The 15,027-nt window shown below is 61.3% G+C and carries 14 protein-coding genes; 8 read left to right on the top strand and 6 right to left on the bottom strand.

The window, feature by feature from the left end:
- Positions 1–77 precede the first annotated feature (77 nt).
- Positions 78–1,169 (bottom strand): calcium:cation antiporter, encoded by a 1,092-nt coding sequence (locus BM132_RS00070; RefSeq protein WP_092452136.1) that lies wholly within the window; start codon positions 1,167–1,169, stop codon positions 78–80.
- Between the two features lie 333 nt (positions 1,170–1,502).
- Here BM132_RS00070 and BM132_RS00075 point away from each other — a divergent pair, with 333 nt between their 5' ends.
- The 3 genes from BM132_RS00075 to BM132_RS00090 all read left to right on the top strand — a co-directional run bounded on the left by BM132_RS00075 (position 1,503) and on the right by BM132_RS00090 (position 4,728).
- Positions 1,503–2,585, top strand: a complete 1,083-nt coding sequence (locus BM132_RS00075; protein WP_092395956.1) for a BMP family ABC transporter substrate-binding protein — start codon at positions 1,503–1,505, stop codon at positions 2,583–2,585.
- Positions 2,586–2,725: 140 nt separating this feature from the next.
- Entirely contained in the window at positions 2,726–3,691 is a 966-nt protein-coding gene (locus BM132_RS00085; RefSeq protein ID WP_092452139.1) for a 2-oxoglutarate and iron-dependent oxygenase domain-containing protein, read from the top strand.
- An 83-nt stretch (positions 3,692–3,774) separates the two neighbouring features.
- Complete coding sequence (locus tag BM132_RS00090) at positions 3,775–4,728, top strand: adenosine deaminase (protein WP_076386484.1); 954 nt, start codon at positions 3,775–3,777, stop codon at positions 4,726–4,728.
- Between the two features lie 112 nt (positions 4,729–4,840).
- On the opposite strand, the gene BM132_RS00095 is transcribed toward BM132_RS00090, so the two are convergent.
- From BM132_RS00095 to BM132_RS00105, 3 genes are all read right to left on the bottom strand, one after another.
- Complete coding sequence (locus tag BM132_RS00095; RefSeq protein WP_092452142.1) at positions 4,841–6,223, bottom strand: MFS transporter; 1,383 nt, start codon at positions 6,221–6,223, stop codon at positions 4,841–4,843.
- 88 nt (positions 6,224–6,311) lie between these two features.
- Positions 6,312–7,046 (bottom strand): ArsR/SmtB family transcription factor, encoded by a 735-nt coding sequence (locus BM132_RS00100; protein WP_092452144.1) that lies wholly within the window; start codon positions 7,044–7,046, stop codon positions 6,312–6,314.
- A 201-nt stretch (positions 7,047–7,247) separates the two neighbouring features.
- Positions 7,248–8,177, bottom strand: coding sequence for a LysR family transcriptional regulator (locus tag BM132_RS00105; protein ID WP_092395948.1), 930 nt, complete (start codon positions 8,175–8,177; stop codon positions 7,248–7,250).
- Between the two features lie 113 nt (positions 8,178–8,290).
- Here BM132_RS00105 and BM132_RS00110 point away from each other — a divergent pair, with 113 nt between their 5' ends.
- The gene (locus BM132_RS00110) at positions 8,291–9,304 is read left to right on the top strand and encodes a zinc-binding alcohol dehydrogenase family protein (protein WP_092395946.1); all 1,014 of its coding nucleotides are present in this window, start codon (positions 8,291–8,293) and stop codon (positions 9,302–9,304) included.
- A 222-nt stretch (positions 9,305–9,526) separates the two neighbouring features.
- Complete coding sequence (locus BM132_RS28395; RefSeq protein WP_177218123.1) at positions 9,527–9,697, top strand: hypothetical protein; 171 nt, start codon at positions 9,527–9,529, stop codon at positions 9,695–9,697.
- Position 9,698: 1 nt separating this feature from the next.
- Here BM132_RS28395 and BM132_RS00115 read toward each other — a convergent pair whose 3' ends face one another.
- Together BM132_RS00115 and BM132_RS00120 are read right to left on the bottom strand one after the other, a co-directional pair.
- Positions 9,699–10,901 (bottom strand): multidrug effflux MFS transporter, encoded by a 1,203-nt coding sequence (locus BM132_RS00115; protein ID WP_092452147.1) that lies wholly within the window; start codon positions 10,899–10,901, stop codon positions 9,699–9,701.
- 95 nt (positions 10,902–10,996) lie between these two features.
- A complete protein-coding gene (locus BM132_RS00120) occupies positions 10,997–11,194 on the bottom strand; it encodes a heavy-metal-associated domain-containing protein (protein ID WP_092395942.1) in 198 nt (65 codons plus the stop codon).
- Between the two features lie 148 nt (positions 11,195–11,342).
- Here BM132_RS00120 and BM132_RS00125 point away from each other — a divergent pair, with 148 nt between their 5' ends.
- The 3 genes from BM132_RS00125 (at position 11,343) to cueR (ending at position 14,718) form a co-directional block, all read left to right on the top strand.
- The gene (locus tag BM132_RS00125; protein ID WP_092395939.1) at positions 11,343–11,726 is read left to right on the top strand and encodes a hypothetical protein; all 384 of its coding nucleotides are present in this window, start codon (positions 11,343–11,345) and stop codon (positions 11,724–11,726) included.
- A gap of 188 nt (positions 11,727–11,914) precedes the next feature.
- Positions 11,915–14,308 (top strand): heavy metal translocating P-type ATPase, encoded by a 2,394-nt coding sequence (locus BM132_RS00130; protein ID WP_092452150.1) that lies wholly within the window; start codon positions 11,915–11,917, stop codon positions 14,306–14,308.
- Positions 14,305–14,718, top strand: a complete 414-nt coding sequence (gene cueR, locus BM132_RS00135; RefSeq protein ID WP_092395935.1) for a Cu(I)-responsive transcriptional regulator — start codon at positions 14,305–14,307, stop codon at positions 14,716–14,718. The genes BM132_RS00130 and cueR overlap by 4 nt, the downstream gene beginning before the upstream one ends.
- Positions 14,719–15,027 lie beyond the last annotated feature (309 nt).

A 15,027-nucleotide genomic window follows, 5' to 3' on the forward strand; every position in this document is an offset into this window, starting at 1 on the left:
TCATATCCAGCATTGATGTTGATGGATAGACCGCTATCGCGAGCAGGCTCGCTCCCACAATTGGCACTGTGTTGGGCTTAAAGTCCGAGCAACGACAGCATGATGAACGTCGCGAACAACACAAAATGGGTCATGCCTTCAATGGCATTGGTTTCCCCATCGTTGAGGTTGATGGCGCAGACGATCAAGGTGATGAAGATCATCACCGTCTGCACCGGGGTCATTGCCATCTGGAACGGCTGGCCGGTGTAGAGCGCCATCGCTTCCATCACCGGCACCGTGAGGATCACGGTGGACAGCGAAGCCCCCAAGGCGATATTCACCACCGACTGCATGCGGTTTGCCAGCGCCGCACGCAAGGCGGTAAGGATTTCCGGTGCCGCGGAAATGGCGGCCACCAGAATCGCCGTCACCACCGGCGGCGCCCCGGAACCTTCCAGCCCCAGGTCGATGGCTTTGGACATGACTTCGGCCAACGCTCCGATCACCACGACGCCAAACACCAGCGCCGCGATGGAGAACGTCAGGCTGATGGGTTTCGGCTGGTTTTCCACCGGCTCTTTGCGGCGGCGTTTTTCCGGGTAGCTGTAGCTGAAAAAGTAACTGTGCGGCCCTACCTGCATGCGCAGGAACAGGGTGTACAGCACGATCATCGCGCCGATGGTGAATGCCGAATAGAGCTTCCAGCTCTCCTGGGGAATGAACTCCGGCACCACCATCGACACGCCCATGGCGGTGAGAATCATCACGCTGTAGGTGCGCGCCGAATCATCGTTGTAAGCCTGCTCGCCATGCTTGATTCCACCCATCAGCGCGGCAAGGCCAAGAATGCCATTGATGTCGAGCATCACCGCTGAATAAATGGTGTCGCGCACCAGCGTCGGCGAGGCTTCGTTGCTCATCATGATCGCCAGGATCACCACTTCTACCAGCACCGCCGACAGCGTCAGGATCATCGTGCCGTAGGGATCGCCGACCTTCTCTGCCAACAGCTCGGCGTGATGGGCCACACGCATGGACGCCACGACGATAAAGCCGATCAGCACCAACCCGCCGAGCAACGCCACGACCTGCCCGCTGCCCAACAGCCAGTGTTCCAGCGGGTAGGCGACACAGGCGGCGAGCAAGGCCAGCAGCAACAGTTTTTCTTGCTTGATCAGAGTCAGCATCGCGGGCCTATCAACGTGGGCAGGGTCTTGAGCTACTGACTATGGGGGGACGCGAACGTTTCGTTCGGTGTGGTGCACCAGGGGGTGGCGAGTGAGAAACCGGTGCACCTTTATTGTTCTCAGGGGCCTCATCGCGGGCAAGCCTTGCTCCCACGGGTATTGCAGCGCAATTGTTAGAGCAAGCCTGATGCAACATGGTTTGGCCTTGCGCTTGTGGGAGCAAGGCTTGCCCGCGACGGCTGCATCAAGCTGTCGAATATTTGTTGTCTTGTTGGTCAGCATTTTGCATTAGCGCTGTTCAGCCAACCTCACAACAAAATGGAGTTCGAGTTCATGCACAAGCGTCCCTTGAAGATGTTGCTTTGCGCCGTCGCTGCAACTGTCGGTCTGAGCGCCGGCCTGAATGCCAGCGCCGCCGACCCGCTGAAGGTCGGTTTCGTCTATATCGGCCCCATCGGTGACCACGGCTGGACCTACCAGCATGAACAGGGACGCAAGGAACTGGTGGCGAAACTCGGCGACCGAATCACCACCAACTACGTGGAAAACGTGCCCGAAGGCGCCGACGCCGAGCGGGTGATCCGCAACATGGCCAAGGACAAATACGACCTGATCTTCACCACGTCCTTCGGCTACATGAACCCAACATTGAAGGTCGCCAAGCAATTCCCCAAGGTGACCTTCGAACACGCCACCGGCTACAAGCAGGACAAGAACCTGGGCACTTATCTGGCACGCACCTATGAGGGTCGCTACGTCGGCGGCTTCATCGCGGCCAAGATGACCAAAAGCAAAAAAATCGGCTACGTCGCCTCCTTCCCGATTCCAGAAGTGATCCGCGATATCAACGCTATCCAACTGGCCCTGAACAAGTACAACCCCGGCACCGAAATCAAAGTGGTGTGGGTCAACTCCTGGTTCGATCCGGGCAAGGAAGCCGATGCCGCCAACGCCTTGATCGATCAGGGCGTGGACGTGGTGTTCCAGCACACCGACAGCCCGGCGCCGATCCAGGCCGCCGAGCGGCGCGGCGTCTACGCCGTCGGCTACGCTTCGGACATGGCCCACTTCGGTCCCAAGGCGGTGCTGACCTCGATTGTCAACGACTGGGGCCCGCACTACATCCAGGCAACCCAAAGCGTGCTCGACCATAGCTGGAAATCCCAGGACTACTGGGGCGGCCTGAAGGAAGGCACGGTAAAGCTGCCGATCAGCGACCTGGTGCCAGCGGCGGTCAAAAGCGAAGCCGAGCAGATCATCGCCGACATCGAGAGCGGTGCTTTCCATCCGTTCACCGGGCCGATCAAGGACCAGGCCGGCGTCGAGAAAATCCCGGCGGGCGTGAGCGCTACCAATGCGGAACTGGCGTCGATGAATTATTACGTCGAAGGCATGAAGGCTGAGATTCCCAAATAACTGACGAGTCAACACAAAACCCTGTGGGAGCGAGCCTGCTCGCGATAGCGGACTGACATTCAACGTTGATGTCGACAGACAAATCGCTATCGCGAGCAGGCTCGCTCCCACATCGGCCCCCACACAATCAGGAAAGCCGCATGAACAGCCTTCCCATCATCGACATCAGCCCGCTCTACGGCGATGCCCCCAGCGCCTGGCAATCGGTCGCCAACCAGATCGACCAGGCCTGCCGCCAGTGGGGCTTTTTCTACATCAAGGGTCACCCCATCAGCCCGGCGCGCATTACCGAAGTCCTGGACCATGCCCAACGCTTCTTCAGGCTGCCGGTAGCAGAAAAACTCAAGATCGACATCACCCAGACCCGCCATCATCGCGGCTACGGCGCCGTCGCCACCGAACAACTGGACCCGGCCAAACCCAGCGACCTGAAAGAAACCTTCGACATGGGCCTGCACTTGCCGGCCGATCATCCCGACGTGCTGGCGCATAAGCCTCTGCGGGGACCTAACCGACACCCGGACCTCGCGGGCTGGGAACCCCTGATGGAGCAGCATTACCGCGACATGCAGGCCCTTGCCCAAACCCTGCTGCGCGCCATGACCCTGGCTCTGGGCATCGAGCGGGATTTCTTCGACACGCGCTTCACCGAGCCTGTGAGCGTGCTGCGCCTGATTCACTATCCGCCGCGTCACACCGCCAGCTCTGCCGAGCAGCAAGGTGCCGGTGCCCATACCGATTACGGCTGCATCACCCTGCTCTACCAGGACGCCGCCGGTGGCCTGCAAGTGCGCAACGTCAATGGCCAATGGATCGACGCGCCGCCCATCGACGGGACGTTCGTGGTCAACCTCGGCGACATGATGGCGCGCTGGAGCAACGACCGTTACCTGTCCACCCCCCATCGGGTGATCAGCCCGCTGGGGGTAGACCGCTATTCGATGCCGTTCTTTGCCGAGCCGCACCCCGACACGCTGATCCAATGCCTGCCCGGTTGTCAGGATGAGGGCCACCCACCGAAGTACCCGACCACCACCTGCGCCGAATTCCTGCTGTCACGCTTCGCTGACACCTATGCTTACCGGCGGGAACAACAGGCGGTGTAGTGGATCAGCCGGTCAGGTTTTACCAGACATTGCGGCCAGCCCCTGTAGAATGCCTGCCATCGATTCGCTGATGAGAAAAGAACATGTACGACTGGCTGAACGCCTTGCCCAAGGCTGAACTGCACCTGCATCTGGAAGGCTCGCTGGAGCCCGAGCTGCTGTTCGCCCTGGCCGAACGCAACAAGATTGCCTTGCCGTGGAGCGACGTGGACACCCTGCGCAAGGCCTATGCCTTCAACAATCTGCAGGAATTCCTCGACCTGTATTACCAGGGTGCCGACGTGTTGCGCACCTCCCAGGATTTCTACGACCTGACCTGGGCCTACCTGTTGCGCTGCAAGGCACAGAACGTGATTCACACCGAACCGTTCTTCGACCCGCAAACCCACACCGACCGTGGCGTCCCGTTCGAAGTGGTGCTCAATGGCATCGCCGCGGCCCTCAAGGACGGTGAACAGCAACTGGGCATCACCAGCGGCCTGATCCTGAGTTTCCTGCGTCACCTGAGCGAAGAACAGGCCGAGAAAACCCTCGACCAGGCGCTGCCGTTCCGCGATGCGTTCGTGGCCGTGGGCCTGGACAGTTCGGAAATGGGCCATCCGCCGAGCAAGTTCCAGCGGGTATTCGACCGTGCGCGCAACGAGGGCTTCCTGACCGTTGCCCACGCCGGTGAAGAAGGCCCGCCCGAGTACATCTGGCAAGCCCTGGACCTGTTGAAGATCCAGCGCATCGATCACGGCGTGCGGGCCATTGAAGATGAACGACTGATGCAACGGATCATCGACGAACAGATCCCGCTGACGGTCTGCCCGTTGTCCAACACCAAGCTGTGCGTGTTCGACGACATGTCGCAACACAACATCCTCGACATGCTCGAGCGCGGTGTGAAGGTGACGGTCAACTCCGATGACCCGGCGTACTTCGGCGGCTACGTCACCGAAAACTTCCACGCGCTGCACACCCACCTGGGGATGACCCAGGACCAGGCCACGCGCCTGGCGCAGAACAGCCTGGATGCGCGGCTGGTAAAACCCTAAGACTGATGCCCCTTGTGGGAGCGAGCCTGCTCGCGATCGCGGCATGACATTCAACATCGATGTCGGCTGACTTACCGCTATCGCGAGCAGGCTCGCTCCCACATGGGGGGGGTTAACCGGCCACCGTACCCTCGCTCAGCTCCTCCAACGTCTTGCCCCGCGTCTCCACGCCAAACACCCAGACCACCCCCGCCGCCACGGCGAAGCACAGTGCGCCCAGGGCGAACACACCGCCCTGTCCGGTAATGGGAAACACCAACCCGGTGACCAGGGGCCCGAGCAGCGAACCAATGCGGCCGACAGCCGAGGCAAAACCCGAGCCCGTGGCCCGGGCCGAGGTGGGGTACAGCTCCGGCGTGTAGGTGTAGAGCACCGCCCACATACCGAACAGGAAAAACTGCATCAGAAGCCCGGTGCCGATCAGTAGGCCCACGTTGCCGCCAAACACCGCGCTCTGACCATAAAGAAACGCCATCACCCCACCACCCAGCAACGTGACCACGCACACCGGTTTACGTCCCCAGCGCTCCACCAGCCACGCCGCCATGAGGAAACCGGGAATCCCGCCCAAGGAAATCAGCACGGTGTAGTACACCGACTGGGTCACCGCGAACCCCGACTGCTGCAACAACGCACTGAGCCAGGACGTCAGGCCATAAAAACCGAGCAAGGCGAAGAACCAGACACTCCAGATCATCATCGTGCGCTGGCGATACAGCGGTGACCAGATCTGCGCCAGGGCCGAAAAGAAATTGCCCGGCGTGCTCTCGCCCCTCGGCAGACGAATCGGCTCAGGCAGTTCTCCTCGCCCCAACGAGGCTCGGACCTTGTCTTCGATTCGCCTGAGCACGTCATCCGCCTCGTCCCCCCGGCCGGCCTGTTCCAGCCAGCGCGGCGACTCGGGAATGAAGAAGCGAATAACCAGGACAAACACCGCCGGCACCGCCAACACCAGGAAGATGTCGCGCCAGCCGATCACCGGCAATAGAAAATACGACAGCACGCCCGCCGCCACGAAACCCAACGGCCAGAAGCCGTCCATCAACGCGATATAACGGCCTCGGCGTGTGGCCGGGATCAGCTCCGAGAGCATCGACTGAGCGATCGGAAACTCCATGCCCATGCCGATACCCAGCAGGATGCGGAACAGCATCAGTGAATCGACGCTCTGGGCGGTCGAGCACAAATAACTGGCGACGCCCCACAACACGATGCTCCACTGGAACACCGGCTTGCGCCCGAACCGATCGGCCAGCATGCCCGACAGCGATGCTCCCAGTACCATGCCAAAGAAACTGGAGCTGGCGAGCAAACCTGCCTGGGCGGTGCTTAAGCCAAACTCGGCTTTGATCGAGCCCAGCAGGAACGTCATCATGGCCAGGTCCATGGAGTCGAAGAAAAACGCCAAGGCAATAATGATGAAAATAATTCGGTGGTAGCCGCTGATGGGCAGGCGCTCCAGACGTTCCGCCGCGCTGTAGCCGTGAGTATCCATGCTGTTTCCCCCAATCCAAAAAAATCCCAGGTTCGAGTGTGCGCGAACCTTGCTGGAGGCTATTGCTGAATACGACCTGTCGGCAGCCCTAGAACGCCATTTCCACAGTGTCCTGCGTGGCGAACCGATGGATTTCCTGCTGACCAAGCACCGTTACCTGCAAGGCCCTGGAGTCGTTGGGCAAGCTCAGCCAACCGGACTGCATGAACAGTTGCAGCAATGCCGCCCCCAAGGCGCCCCCCAGGTGCGGACGTCGCTCGCTCCAGTCCGGGCAGGCACAAGCGGTGCGGGCGTTGCGGTGGGCCAGCGCCTGGATGAACAGGCCGTGCCCGGCCAGCTCATTGGCACCTTTGTGAGTCACGATCACCCGCTGGTCGCCCTGCTCGATCCATCCGGCATCCAGCAAGCGCTGATACAGGTCTGCCGCCAGGGTGCCGCCCAGATGGTCCTCGCAAAGCCTGGCCCGCATCAACGAAGCGGGAGCCGACGGGGCCTTGCCCGGCAAGACCCCGCGCTTGAAGACTTCCGGAAGCTGCCGCGGCGTACTGGCCAGGGTCGCGCTGGCCAGCGCTTCGACGGCAGCACCGATCTCGGGTGCCGCCAGGCGGAAAAACCGTTTGCGGCCACGGGCTTCGACTTTCAACAGGCCACCGGCGGACAGACGGCCCAGATGGGCGCTGGCCGAAGAGGGCGACAGCCCGGCCAGCAACGCCAGCTCTTCAGCCTGCCGCGCCGTGCCGTCCATCAAGGCCCACATCATTGCGCTGCGTTTTGGGTCGGCCAGCAGCGTGGCGATCTGGCTGATGCAAGGTGCATGTTCCATGTATTCACTCCCTGTTGAATCATTCGTCTACTGCTCTGGCGCTAGTGACCGGCAATGGGGCCGCCCAAAGCGGCTCGACCGCCGCAAATCGCGCGCCGCTTCAGGCGGCCGCTAGTATAAGCGTGCGGATCGAGGTTTCCTGTCCTCCGGAAACCTTTGGAGGCGATTGTTCGTGAGGGAAAATTCTCTATTTACATGCGACTAATGGTCGTCCCCCGTCGAGAGGGCAAATTGTGCCGTCAACCGGCCACAACGCAGCTTGAGCATTTCCCGCAGCAGGTTGATGGGTTTGCTCAGTTGCGCTCGGTGAGCACACAGCAGATTGAGCGGCGCGCGCTCGCATTGCAGATGCGGCAGAAGGATTTTCAAACGTCCGGCCAACACATCGGTTGAAACGTCCAGCCAGGACTTGTAAGCGATCCCCGCGCCTGCCACCGCCCAGCGACGCACCACATCGGCATCGTCGCTGAAGCGGTCACCGCTGACAGTCAGGCTCATTTCCCGCTTGCCGTCATGAAAACGCCAACGGTCATGAACCCGCGTGCCGAGCATGTACAACAGGCAATTGTGCTGGGCCAGTTGCTCCAACTGAACAGGTTCGCCATGCCGAGCCAGGTAAGCGGGCGATGCACACAGCACCCGGCGGTTATCCGGTGCGATCGGCAGGGCTACCAGGCTCGAATCTTCCGGCTCGCCATAACGCAACGCGACGTCCACCGGCTGCTTGAACAGATCAGCGATGCGATCACCCAGCAGCAGTCGCACGGTCAGCCCCGGATGCTCCTCCTGGAACGCGTCCAGCCAGGGCAGCAGCAAGTTGCGTCCCAAGTCCGAGGGGGCGGACAACTGCAACACCCCGCTGACCTGATCCTGGCCACTGGTCAATAACCTGCGTCCTTCGTCGAGGCTGCTCAGCGCCGCGCGGGCATACTCAAGGAAGCCTTCACCCTCGGCCGTCAGGCGCAAACTGCGGGTAGAACGCGCCAACAGCCGGGCGCCCAGGTGTTGTTCTATGCGCTTCAATGCGGCGCTGGCCACCGCCGCCGACAGGTCCATGACCCTGGCGGCGGCAGAAAGGCTGCCCAGGTCTGCGGCCCGGACGAACAACTGCAAGTCGTCGAATCGAAGCATGACGGCCTCATTATCAAAAAAACATTGAAAGAGCCTGTTCTTTTAGCCGGTTTTATCTCGGTGATAAATAGCTAACCATTGGCTTCATCGAACTCACTTCAAGGAGCCGCCCTATGAAAGCCATCGCCTACTACCATTCGTTACCGATCACCGACCCGCAATCGCTGCAAGACATTGAACTGCCGGAACCCACCGCCGGCCCTCGGGACTTGTTGGTGGAAGTCAAAGCCATTTCGGTCAACCCGGTCGACACGAAAATTCGCCAGAACGTCCAGCCTGAAGACGGCGCAGCCAAAGTGCTGGGTTGGGACGTGGCCGGCGTGGTCAAGGCGGTGGGCAATGAAGTCACGCTGTTCAAGGCGGGCGACAAAGTGTTCTACGCCGGCTCCATTGCCCGAGCCGGCGGCAACAGCGAATTGCATGTGGTGGATGAACGTATCGTCGGCCAGATGCCCAAGACGCTCGGTTTCGCCGAAGCCGCAGCCCTGCCGCTGACGGCCATTACCGCGTGGGAGTTGCTGTTCGAGCGCCTGCAAATCCAGGAAGGCCAGGACGATCAGGGCCAAAGCCTGTTGATCGTCGGCGCTGCGGGAGGTGTCGGTTCGATACTGACGCAACTGGCCAGCCAGCTCACCGCACTGAAAGTGATCGGCAGCGCTTCCCGGCCGCAGACACAGGACTGGGTAAGAGGCCTGGGTGCCGATCTGGTCGTTGACCACAGCCATCCGCTGAGCGATGCATTAAAGCAGGCAGGCCAGCCTCAGGTGACCCATGTCGCCAGCCTGACCCACACCGACCTGCATCTGGATCAATTGGTGGAGGCTCTGGCGCCCCAGGGCAAACTGGCGCTGATCGATGATCCCAAGGTGCTGGATGTGACCAAGCTCAAGCGCAAGAGCCTGTCGTTGCATTGGGAGTTCATGTACACCCGCTCGCTGTTCGAAACGGCGGACATGATTGAACAGCATAACCTGCTCAACCGAGTCGCCGCGCTAATCGACGCTGGCACGTTGCAGACCACCGTGGGCGAGCACTTTGGCACCATCAACGCCGAGAACCTGCGCCGGGCCCATGCCCTGCTGGAAAGCGGAAAAGCCAAAGGCAAGATTGTGCTTGAAGGTTTCTAACCACCGATAAGGGGGCGGTTTTTGTGGAGGCAAAGCTTGCTCGCGATGAAGGTAGCGCGGCTCCCCGTCAGGCCAAGTCGTCGCGTATCGCGAGCAAGCTTTGCTCCCACAAAAAAAACCTGCACCGTCAGTCTGAGAATTGACCGTTGTCACAATTGCGATCGCATTCAGGTCTACACTCGAGGCCTTTGCAGCGCAATCTTTTACGTGAGGAGGTCAGCAATGAAGATCCTGATAAAAGAAGTGGCAAAATCCCAGTGGCAAGTGCGCCTTGACCAACACGTTGTGACCTTCCGCACCGAGGCCGAGGCCCAGGCTTTCGCCACCACCCTGCAAGCGCGTATTCACGCACCTCACCGCTACCCCGAACAGGAGCAGCGAGCGGCCGGCTGAATCAGTCCTGGCCACTGGCCTGTGCCAGTGTCCGGGCCTGTTGCAGGCGGCGGGTCAGCATCGCTGCACCCACCACCAATAACCCGCAAAGGCTGATGACCATCGCCATCGGCACGGCGGTGCCATCGTGCAGCGCCGCCACCAATGCGGCGGCACCGGCAGCCACGGAAAACTGCAGGCATCCCAGCATCGCCGAGGCGCTACCGGCACGAGCACCCTGCCCACTCATGGCGCAAGCCGAGGCATTGGGCAGGATGCAACCCAGGCTGGCGATGCAGATGAACAGCGGAATCAATAACGGCCACAACCGCTCAGTGTGCAAGGAACTGACCGCCAACAAACACAACCCGGCGGCGAGATAGACCCACACCGCGCGCGACAGCAGGAATGCCGGCCCTCGCTTGGACAACAATCGGGCGTTGACCTGCGCTACCAGGATAAAACCCGCCGCGTTGGTCCCGAACAACCAGCCGAAGTGTTCGGCCGGTACCCCGTAGAGCTTGATGAAGACGAAAGGCGAACCGGCAATGTAGGCAAACATTCCGGCGATAGCGATGCCTCCCGTCAAGGCGTGACCCAGGAAGACCGAGTCGCTCAACAGTCGACCATATTGGCGCAACGCCCCAGACAATGGTTGACGCGGCACATGGGCCGGCAGACTTTCCGGCAGCCACACTGCCACGGCCGTCGCCGCCAGTGCGCTGAACACCGTCAAAGCGATGAAGATCGATTGCCAGCCATGCAGGTTCACCAACAGCCCGCCAAGCATCGGCGCGAGGATTGGCGCCAGCCCCATCACCAGCATCAGTTGGGAGAACACCTTGGCCGAGCCCACCGCGTCGCATTTGTCGCTGACCACCGCCCGGGAAATCACCATGCCGGCGCATCCGCCCAGGGCCTGGACGAAACGGGCACCGATCAGCCATTCCAGACTCGGCGCGTAGGCACAGGCCAGAGATGCAAGGGTGAACAGACCGACACCCGTCAGCAACGGAACCCGCCGTCCGAAGCGATCCGCCACCGGCCCATAGGCCAGTTGCCCGATGGACAATCCGAGGAAATAAGCCGCCAGGGTCAGTTGGATGTGATTTTCGTCGGTGCCGAAGGCAGTCGCCATGGCCGGGAAAGCCGGCAGATAGAAATCGATCGCCAAGGGACCGAATGCGCTCAAGGCGCCAAGAATCAAAATGGTACGGAAGTTCATCAGGCGTCCAGGTTCAGGCGTCAGTCAGCAGCCCGACAGTCTAGCCCTGCCGGGCGCTCTTGAACATTCCGATAGGTCGCTAACTATTAAATATCTCAGGCGAGACGGGCCTCGTATCCCTCCTCTTTAATGGCTTGGACCACGGCATCGACCGACAAAGAACTCTGGACCTGAACAGTCCTGGCGCTCAGATCGATCTGTACATCCGCCGCCGGGTCCTTGGCCTGCACAGCCTGGGTGATCGCCTTGACGCAGTGACCGCAGGACATTCCCTGAACATTGAATGTTTGCATGAGATAACTCCTTGGGATTGAGGTTGCCGGCAGTTTCAAGCTTGCCATCATGGAAAGGTCAAGTTCTGACGAAAACTGCCGGGCTGGCAATCGGCGTCAAGCTCGGCCAAGCTGCACACATCAAGGATTTCACACCGGAGGTTCAGCCATGCGCTGGTCAGCGTTCAGCCTGTTTTGCATGCTCGGTTTGTCAGCGGTGAGCCCTCAGGCGTCGGCCGTCGGTGAAGACTACGGCGTGCTGATCATTTCCCGCGAGCGCCTGGAAGTGCCGACTTCCTGCGAAATCGGCATCTATATCGGCGATCAGCTCTCGGGGCGTTTGTTCCAGGAACAGAGCACCTCCTTCAACCTGCCACCCGGAAAATTCTCCTTGCGCTTGAAACTGCTGCCGGGCCAGACGCAGGGCTGTAGCCCAGGCATGCTCGCGCCGGGGTCGCAGGATGTCACGCTCAAGGCGGGCGACATACTGAAGTTCCGCATTGCCATGACCCAGGAAGGGATGTATCTCAAGCCGGCTGAGCTGGGTTACTGACCCCTTAGATAAAAAGCGGGCTTGCTCGCGAATGCGGTGTGTCAGTCGATTCAAGGGTTAACTGACACACCGCATTCGCGAGCAAGCCCGCTCCCACAAGGTGTGTGTACAAGCTTTTGGATTAGCGCTTGACCTTCCCGGCGTGGCAAGGTTGATCCTGTAGTCATTCACTACAGGGAGCCTTTCCGATGCCTGAATCCACCCTTTTCGATCTGCCGATTGCCGGGATGACCTGTGCCAGCTGCGCCGGGCGGGTCGAGCGCGCCTTGAGCAACGTCACAGGGGCCAGCGCCGTCAGCGTGAACCTGGCGACCGAACAGGCGCGGATCCAGGCGCCCGAGGGCAGCCTGCCCGCCTTGATGCAGGCCGTCGAACAGGCCGGCTACAGCGTCCCGGTGCAGACGCTGGAACTGTCCATCGAGGGAATGACCTGTGCCTCATGCGTCGGCCGGGTCGAGCGCGCCCTGAGCAAAGTCGCCGGAGTGAACCGTGTCAGCGTCAACCTCGCCACCGAACGCGCCCACCTCGACTTGCTCGGCCGGGTCGATCCGCAAACCCTGATCGATGCGGTCAAGGGCGCCGGTTATGACGCCAGCGTCTGGCAGGCCGAGCAACCCCATGACGCACAAAGCAATCACCTGAATCGCGAGCGCATGGCCCTGGTGCTGGCGATTTTGCTGTCCGTACCGTTAGTGCTGCCAATGCTTTTGCAACCGTTCGGCGTGCATTGGATGTTGCCGGCCTGGGTTCAATTCGCTTTGGCGACGCCGGTGCAGTTCATTTTCGGGGCGCGGTTCTATATCGCGGCCTACAAGGCCGTGCGTGCCGGGGCCGGGAATATGGATCTGCTGGTGGCCCTGGGCACCAGCGCGGGTTATGGCTTGAGCATTTATGAATGGGCCATCGCCCGCCCCGGCAGCATGCCGCACCTGTACTTCGAAGCCTCGGCCGTAGTGATTGCTCTGGTGTTGCTGGGCAAATACCTGGAAAGCCGCGCCAAGCGCCAGACAGCCAGTGCCATCCGTGCCCTCGAAGCCTTGCGGCCGGAGCGGGCGATTCTGGTCATTGATGGTCAGGAGCGGGACGTCGCCATCAGCGCCCTGCGCTTGAATGATCAAGTGCTGGTCAAGCCCGGCGAGCGCTTCCCGGTGGACGGTGAAGTGCTGGAAGGTCAGAGTCACGCCGACGAGGCCTTGATCAGTGGCGAAAGCCTGCCGGTGCCTAAACAGCCCGGCGACAAGGTGACGGGGGGTGCCATCAACGGCGAAGGTCGCCTGCTGGTGCGCACCCTGGCCCTGGGCGCGGAAACCGTCCTGGCGCGCATCATCCGCCTGGTGGAGGACGCCCAGGCGGCCAAGGCCCCCATTCAAAAACTGGTGGATAAAGTCAGCCAGGTCTTCGTGCCGGTCGTGCTGGTATTGGCCTTGGCGACGTTGATCGGCTGGTGGTTGTACGGCGCACCACTGGAAACGGCGCTGATCAACGCCGTTGCCGTACTGGTGATCGCCTGCCCGTGCGCCCTCGGACTGGCGACACCCACGGCAATCATGGCCGGCACCGGTGTCGCCGCCCGCCACGGAATCCTGATCAAGGATGCCGAGGCCCTGGAGCGCGCCCATGACGTCGACACCGTGGTGTTCGACAAGACCGGCACCTTGACTTCCGGCACACCGCGCATCGCCCATTTGAGCGCCCTGGACGGTGACGAAGACAGGCTGCTGCAAATGGCCGGCGCACTGCAACGCGGCAGCGAACACCCCCTCGCCAAGGCGGTGCTGGATGCGTGTGCGGAGCGCGGCCTGAAGGTCCCGGACATCAACGACAGCCAGTCGCTGACCGGACGCGGTATTGCCGGCAGCCTGGACGGGCAGCGCCTGGCCCTCGGTAACCGACGTTTGCTGGACGAACTGGGCCTGGCCCCCGGTTCGCTGAGCGAGTCGGCCCAGGCCTGGGAGACCGAGGGCCGAACCCTCTCCTGGCTGATCGAACAAAACGCAACGCCACGGGTGCTGGGCCTGTTCGCCTTCGGGGATACACTCAAGTCCGGCGCACTGGCGGCGGTACAAGCCCTGAATGAACGCCACATCGGCAGCCATCTGCTGACCGGCGACAATCGCGGCAGTGCCCGGGTAGTGGCCGAGGCATTGGGCATCACCAATGTTCATGCCGAAGTACTGCCGGCCGACAAGTCCGCCATCGTCCAGCAGTTGAAGAAAAATTCGGTGGTGGCCATGGTAGGCGACGGCATCAACGACGCCCCGGCCCTCGCTGCTGCGGACATTGGCATTGCCATGGGTGGCGGCACCGATGTGGCGATGCACGCCGCCGGTATTACCCTCATGCGCGGCGATCCTCGGCTGGTGCCGGCGGCGCTGGACATCAGCCGCAAGACCTACGCCAAGATCCGTCAGAACCTGTTCTGGGCATTCGTCTACAACTTGATCGGTATTCCCCTGGCGGCGTTCGGCTTCCTCAACCCGGTGCTGGCCGGCGCGGCCATGGCGTTGTCGAGCGTCAGCGTAGTGAGCAATGCGTTACTGTTGAAACTCTGGACACCCAAACACCTGGAGGACAAGCCATGAACATCGGCCAAGCCGCCCGCCAGAGCGGCCTGAGTGCGAAGATGATCCGGTACTACGAATCCATTGGCCTGCTCAAGGCGGCTCATCGCACCGACAGCGGTTACCGGATCTACGGCGCCGATGACCTGCACACCCTGGCCTTTATCAAGCGCTCCCGGGACCTTGGGTTTTCATTGGAGGAGGTCGGCAAATTGCTGACCCTCTGGCAGGACCGCCAACGAGCCAGCGCCGACGTCAAGGCCCTGGCCCGGCAACACATCGACGAACTGAACCAGAAAATCCGCGAACTGGCCGAACTGCGCGACACCCTCCAGGACCTGGTGGAACACTGCCACGGCGACCATCGCCCTGACTGCCCGATTCTCAAGGAACTGGCGTCGGGGTGTTGCGAGAAGGCAGTGCATGCTTGAGCGAAGGTGAGAGCGAGCCTGCTCGCGATGACGGCGGCACATCCAACACCCATGCAAGCTGACCCACCGCTTTCGCGAGCAAGCCCGCTCCCACAGGGAGTTGGTGGTAGACGCAGGATCCATGCACACCCGAGAACCAATGTGGGAGCGAGCCTGCTCGCGATGACGTCTGCACATCCAACATCCATGCAAGCTGACCCACCGCTTTCGCGAGCAGGCTCGCTCCCACAGGGAGTTGGTGGCGGGCGCAGATTTTGAGGCCTCACAAAAACAGTGTGGGATTTTTTGGGCAGCCACAAAAAACCCGGC

This window comes from Pseudomonas sp. NFACC45 (assembly GCF_900113505.1).
GTDB classification, from domain to species: Bacteria; Pseudomonadota; Gammaproteobacteria; order Pseudomonadales; family Pseudomonadaceae; genus Aquipseudomonas; species Aquipseudomonas tehranensis.